Annotated in this window: 5 protein-coding genes and 2 pseudogenes; 2 read left to right on the top strand and 5 right to left on the bottom strand. The window is 65.6% G+C overall.

The window, feature by feature from the left end; genetic code table 11:
• Window positions 1-612 (top strand): annotated as a pseudogene (locus I5M_RS24170) (DNA topoisomerase IB); the annotation flags it as partial.
• A 37-nt stretch (window positions 613-649) separates the two neighbouring features.
• Here I5M_RS24170 and I5M_RS30555 read toward each other — a convergent pair.
• The 5 genes and pseudogenes from I5M_RS30555 to tsaD all read right to left on the bottom strand — a co-directional run.
• Window positions 650-1,823: pseudogene (locus I5M_RS30555) on the bottom strand (IS481 family transposase); the annotation flags it as partial.
• Window positions 1,824-2,032: 209 nt separating this feature from the next.
• Entirely contained in the window at window positions 2,033-2,689 is a 657-nt protein-coding gene (locus I5M_RS24180) for a methyltransferase (RefSeq protein WP_022723748.1), read from the bottom strand.
• A gap of 152 nt (window positions 2,690-2,841) precedes the next feature.
• Entirely contained in the window at window positions 2,842-3,255 is a 414-nt protein-coding gene (locus I5M_RS24185; protein WP_022723749.1) for an EVE domain-containing protein, read from the bottom strand.
• Between the two features lie 2 nt (window positions 3,256-3,257).
• Complete coding sequence (locus I5M_RS24190; RefSeq protein ID WP_022723750.1) at window positions 3,258-4,247, bottom strand: NAD(P)H-dependent glycerol-3-phosphate dehydrogenase; 990 nt, start codon at window positions 4,245-4,247, stop codon at window positions 3,258-3,260.
• A 276-nt stretch (window positions 4,248-4,523) separates the two neighbouring features.
• A complete protein-coding gene (tsaD, locus tag I5M_RS24195; RefSeq protein WP_022723751.1) occupies window positions 4,524-5,597 on the bottom strand; it encodes a tRNA (adenosine(37)-N6)-threonylcarbamoyltransferase complex transferase subunit TsaD in 1,074 nt (357 codons plus the stop codon).
• Window positions 5,598-5,824: 227 nt separating this feature from the next.
• On the opposite strand from tsaD, the gene I5M_RS24205 reads away from it, so the two are divergent.
• A partial coding sequence (locus tag I5M_RS24205; RefSeq protein WP_031337433.1) for a uroporphyrinogen-III synthase occupies window positions 5,825-6,428 on the top strand: 604 nt, incomplete at its 3' end.

Genomic DNA, 6,428 nt, shown 5'->3' on the forward strand with positions numbered 1-6,428 from the left:
CTGATCGCCCGCACGGCGATCCGGCCGGGCAGCGAGTCCTACGCGAGGCTCAACGGCACCCGCGGCGCCGCGACGCTGCTCAAGTCCAACGTGTCGATCGAAGACGATTGCGTCACGCTGTCGTTCAAGGCCAAAGGCGGCAAAGCCGTGCGCAAGGAATGCGGCGCGGCGACGCTGGTGCGGGCGATCGAGATCCTGCGCAAGCTGCCCGGCAAACGGCTGTTTCAATACATCGGCGGCGACGGCGCGATCCACGCCGTGACGGCTTCTCAGGTCAATGTCTATTTGCGCGAGCTCGCCGGCATCAAGATTTCGCTGAAAGATTTTCGCACCCTCATGGCTTCCGCCGTGGTGCTGGAGTCGCTGGCCCGGATCGAGCCCGCCACCAGCGCCCGCGGCCGCCGCCGCCAGGTGCTCGATGCGCTGCGCCAAGCGGCCGACGAACTCGCCAATACGCCCGCCATCTGCCGCAAGAGCTACGTCCACGCGACGATCGTCACCGCGTTCGAAGACGGCATCCTGGAGCGGTTCGCCTCGACGCTGAAGGGGACACGGTCGCCGGTGAAACGAGAGCAATTGCTGGCGCAAGTGGTCGTGGCTGCGGCGGCGTAGCTCGGCACTCCGACGTCATCGCCCGGCTTGTTGTATGGCCCGGACACATGGGTAACAGGTGTTCGGAGACATAGGTCACGGTTTCATTTAGCCGATTTGTGCAGGTCGATGCATGCGATTTTGTGGGCACCGAAGAAGACGCCGAAGGTGCCATCGGTGGCGGTTGGTCTGATCGCTAGCAGCTCGCCACGGAAGGCTTCGGGAGCGCTGAAGCGGCGATTTGCGAAGCGGAAGTCGGCTTTGAGTTTGCTGGCGCGGCGTACAATCGTGCCCTCTTCGTATTCGACTTCGGGCAGCTTGTTTGGCATCGAGCGTTCGCTCGGTCGATAACGGCTCGCCGGCACATCGTAGTCGATCGCCTGGTGTGGCCGCTCAGTATTGTAGACCTCGCGCCAGCGGTCGAATGCCCCCTGGATTTGCCGCAGGCTCGAGAACGTCACCATGGCCAGCAGCTCTTCTTTGAGGGTGCGATGGAAGCGCTCGTTCTTGCCCTTGGTTTGTGGATGGTAGGGGCGCGCGTAGATGACGTCGACGCCGAGCTTGAGCAGCCAGACCCGCAGCTTCGTCCATCGCATCTGGGAGCAGGTGCCCCATGGCACGCCGTTGTCGACCAGAAAAGCATTCGGCAACCCGAAGCGACCGAAGGTTCGTTCGAGTTGTTGCTGGACGGTCTCGCTTTGCTCGTTGGCGCAAGCCTGCAGGCACAGATTATAGCGCGAATGGTCATCGACCATTGTGAGTGGATGGCAAAATACACGGTTGCCGAACGCGAAGCGCCCTTTGAAGTCCATCTGCCACAGATCGTTCGGTGCGGGGTGCTCGAACCGCGTGTAATGGGGAGGATGCTGCTGCGCCGGGACTCGATCGTTCCGCTGCAGGATGGCGTGCACGGTCGAGGCTGACGGAAGGGCCGGCGTCATCATCAGGCGGCGGCGAATCTTGCGCGCTCCCCAGGCCGGATGAACGTCCCGGATCTGCAGGACAGCCGCTTCGACCGTCTTGCCGCTTCGCTTCGGCGAGTTGTGCGGGCGTCGGCTGCGATCCTGCGCCCAATCCGCATCGCCCGAGGTGGCTCGCTTCAGCCATTTGTAGGCGGTCTTAGGGCTGATCCCGAACCGGCGACATAGCTCCTGCCGGTTCACCTCCGGCTGCTGAAACAAACGGATGAACTCAATCCTCTGATCCATGAGTAACACCTTGGGCCACGGCATCCCGGCCTCCTGAGCCTGTCGATGCCATCAATGTGTTACCCATGTCTCCGAACAGCCGTTACCTATCTCTCCGGGCCATACACTTGTCCGGGCGACCCAGTATTCCAGAGCGCTTCTGGTAGCTCATAAACTAACGACAAGCTCTCTGGGATGCTGGGCCCTCCGCTTTACGCGGAGGGTGACGGCTTGTTAAGGGGATGTGCCGCGGCCTACTTCAGCGTCCAAACGCCGGTGTGCTTGATCTCGGCGTCTTCCAGCTCTCGCGTCACCGGCACGCCGTAAGTCGCAAGCTGCAAGAGCTTGTCCTTCGGCAAGTAATAACGCCCCGGATCGCCGATCAGCACCTGCGCGCCTTGCGACGCGCGCTCCGCCAGAAACGCAAACGCCAGCCCGGCAATGTCCTGCTGATAGAAGATGTCGCCGACGAGCACCGCCTGCGCCGGCAGCGGATGCAGGCCGGCGAGTAGATCATCCCCGCTGACCGCGATATCCACGCCATTGGCTTGAGCATTGAGGGCGATCGCTGCCTGCGCGAAGCCGTCGATGTCGAATGCGGTGGCGCTGCGTGCGCCGGCTTTCATCGCGGCTATCGCGACCAGGCCCGAGCCGGACGCGAGATCGATCACATCTCTACCCGCCACACAGTCCGGATGATCGAGCACATAGCGCGCCAGCGCCTGCCCGCCGGCCCAGGCAAACGCCCAGAACGGCGGGGGCAGTCCGGCTTCACCGAGCTCTTCCTCCGTCTTGTGCCACAGCGGCAGCGCCTCATCGGCGACATGCAGCGACACTTCGGGGACAAGCGGCACAGGCCGCAGCCGCGTATTGGCGCGGATGAAGTCGAGAGGGTCGGCGATGGCGCTCATCGCGACGTGATGGGGGAGGCGAGGGGAGATGTCCAGAGATTCAGCCGTCATTGCGAGGAGGCGCAGCCGACGAAGCAATCCAGCTCAGTGCACGGAAGCTGGATTGCTTCGCTTCGCTCGCAATGACGAAAGGGGCTGTTTCGCGGGGTGCCCTACACCCCACCCATCTTGCACACCAGCTTCCACTCCTCGGCCGTCACCGGCTGCACCGACAGGCGCGAGTATTTCAGCAGCGCCATTTCGGCGAGCCGCGGCTCGGCTTTCACGGCCAGCAGGCTCACCGGCGTCTTCAGCGGCTTGTCGGCCTTGATGTCGACGCAGACGAATTTGCCGGACTCATCGGTCGGGTCCGGATAGGCTTCGCGGATGATCTCGGCGATGCCGACGATCTCCTTGCCTTCGTTGGAGTGATAGAAGAAGGCGCGGTCGCCTTTCTTCATCGCCATCATGTGCAGCTTGGCGGAGTGATTGCGCACGCCGGTCCAGGCCTCGCCCTTGGCACCCTTGGCGACCTGCTGGTCCCACGACCACACCGACGGCTCGGATTTCACCAGCCAATACGCCACGTCTATTCCTCCGCTTTCAATGGCCGCGTCAGCAGGCCTTCGATCGCCGCGTCGACGCTGATCCGTCCGTCCAGAATGGCAGCAACCGCGGCGGTGATCGGCATCTCGACATCCTTGGCGCGGGCCATTTCGATCAGCACCGGGGCGGTGAAGAAGCCCTCGGCGAGTTTGCCGTGCGAGGCGGTGTCGGGGCGTTCGCCGCGGCCGAGCGCCATGCCGAACGAGAAATTGCGCGATTGCGACGTGCCGCAGGTCAGCACCAGATCGCCGAAGCCCGACAGGCCGTGCATGGTTTCGATGCGGGCTCCGTAAGCCTTGCCGAAACGGATCAGCTCGGCGAAGCCGCGCGTCGTCATCGCCGCCAGCGCCGAGGCGCCGAGTTGCTTGCCTTCGACGATGCCGGCGGCGATCGCCAGCACGTTCTTGGTGGCGCCGCCGAGCTCGACGCCGCGAACGTCGGTCGAGTGATAGGGCCGGAACGAGCCACTGTTCATCGCCTGCGCCAGGGCCTGCGCGCAGGCAGCATCTGTCGCGGCGATCGTCACCGCGGTGGGAAGCCCCCGCGCCACATCGGCGGCGAAGCTCGGGCCCGACAGGATCGCCGGGATCGCGCTCGGTGCGCATTCGGCGATGATCTCGGTCATGAATTTGTGGGTGCCGTGCTCGATGCCCTTGGCGCAGGCGACCAGCGGCGTCCGCGCCGTGATCAGCGGTTCGAGCTGCGTGACCACGGCGCGTAGCACCTGCGCGGGGATCACCAGCAGGATCGCTTCGGCGCGCGCCGCCTCGGTAAGATCGCGGGTGATGGTGATAGCAGGATCGAGCGTCACGCCGGGCAGATACAGGCTCTCACGCTTGTCGATCAGTTGCTGGGCATTCTTCGCATCGTGCTCCCACAGCACGACGTTGCGGCCCGCGCGCGCCGCGGTCTGCGCCAGCGCACTGCCCCAGGCTCCGCCGCCGAGTACGGCGATACGATCGAATGAACTCATGAGGAGATCTCGTCGAAGCGGCTGTAGCAGTCAGCAACAGCCGGAGTGAGTAAGCGTAGCGTAGCCACGTGTGCGGCCTGCTCCCTCGCCCCGCCCTTGCGGGGAGAGGGGTGGGGTGAGGGGCGACGCGGGCATTGCTTCTCGGCCTCGCGGAAGCGCCCCCTCACCCGGCCCGCATCTGGCGATGCGGTCCGACCTCTCCCCGCGCGCGGGGAGAGGTTAGAGATGGCGCTGGGTGCGGCGAGCGGCATGCGGTGACCTTAGGCTTCGCTGAATTCAGAATCCCGCCCGCGTATTGGCGAATTTCCCCGGTGCCGTTGCGTTGGCGTCGAGCAGCCAGCGGGCGCGGGGGGCGGTGTCCATGGGATCGGTGAGTCCGAGCGCCAGGCGTTCGGCGCCAGCGAAGGCGATCATCGCGCCGTTGTCGGTGCACAGCGCCGGCGGCGGTACGATCAGATCGGTCTGTGCCTTGGCGGCGACTTCGCGCAGCGCATGCCGCATCGCCTGATTGGCGGCGACGTGCCAAACGACGACCAGTGCCTTGGGCGGGCCGAACCGCTCCTTGAAGATACGCAGTCCGCTGATCAGCCGGTCGGCGACCGAGTCCAGCACCGCGGCCTGGAAGCCGGCGCACAGATCGGCGACGTCCTGCGGCTGCAGCGGCACCAGCTTGGTGGCTTCGTTGCGCACTGCGGTCTTCAGTCCCGACAGCGAGAAGTTGGCGTCCGGCCGGCCCAGCATCGGACGTGGGAACGCGAAGCGGATCGGATCGCCGGTCAGCGCGGCGCGCTCGACCTGCGGGCCGCCGGGGTAAGGCAGGCCGAGCAGTTTGGCGACCTTGTCGAAGGCTTCGCCGATCGCATCGTCGACCGTGGTACCGAGCCGCACATAGTCGCCGACGCCGCGCACCGCGACGATCTGGGTGTGGCCGCCCGAGGCGAGAAACAGGCAGTAGGGAAACTCGATGCCGTCGGTCAGCCGCGGCGTCAGCGCATGCGCTTCGAGGTGATTGACGGCGATCAGCGGCACATTGTGCACCAGCGCGATCGCTTTCGCCGTCGTCAGCCCGACGATGACGCCGCCGATCAGTCCGGGGCCGGCGGCCGCGGCGACGCCGGAGAGTCCGGCAAACGCAACGCCGGCTTCGTTCATCGCCGCGGCGACGATGCCGTCGAGCACGTCGACATGCGCACGCGCGGCGATCTCCGGTACTACTCCACCAAACGGTGCGTGTTCGGCGATCTGCGAGCGGACGATATTGGAGAGGATGCGGCCGGTTCCATCTGCGCGTCGTTCGACCACCGCGGCGGCTGTCTCGTCGCAGGTTGTCTCGATCCCCAGCACCAGCAAGGCTTGTCCACTAGTCAAATTGAGCCCTTGCGTTTGCGCCCGAACCGGCGTTTTCCTGCGCCTCGCGTAGCATTGCGGGGTCTGCGAATGCAATCATCCGCTCGTTCCCCAGCAGCTCTCCCGCGGCCGGTTCTCTCGTGGTGGTCCGGCTGCTCATTCGGCGCGGCCGCTGCCGGCCCCATGATCGCATCGCGCCGGCATTTCGCGCGCAAGTGAGGATTTCAGGCGTGGCCATGCTCGTCACCCGCCCGCAACCCGACAACGCCGCGACCGCGACGGCGCTGCGCGCGATGGGCCACGAGGTGCTGCTGGCACCGATGCTGCGCTTCGAAGCGTTGCCATTCCCGGATGAAGCCGAAGCCGCCTACGGAGCCGTGATCGTCACCAGCGCCAATGCGCTGCGCGCGATCGAGGATCAGCCGGTGCTGGCGCGGCTGCGCGCGCTGCCGCTGTTCGCGGTCGGCAAGCACACCGCGCGCGCCGCCGGCCAAATGGGCTTTGCCGACGTGGTGATCGCCGACGGCGATGCTGCGGCGCTGCGCAGCAAAATCGGCGAGACGCTGCGCGGGAAAAAGAAGCGAACGAATGCGTTGCTGTATCTGGCGGGCGCCGACCTGTCGCGCGATCTCGCCGGCGAACTGCGCGCCGACGGCTTCGAGATCGTGATGCAGACCACATACAGAATGGCGCCGGTGCCGGTGCTGCCGGACGATGTCTGTCAGGCCTTTGCGGCGCAACGAATCGAGGCGGTGCTGCACTATTCGCGGGCGAGCGCCGGCGCCTTCATCGACGCGACACGCGGGTCGGGCATCGAAATTTCGGGCGTTATCG

The organism is Rhodopseudomonas sp. B29 (assembly GCF_000333455.1).
Taxonomy (GTDB): Bacteria; Pseudomonadota; Alphaproteobacteria; order Rhizobiales; family Xanthobacteraceae; genus Rhodopseudomonas.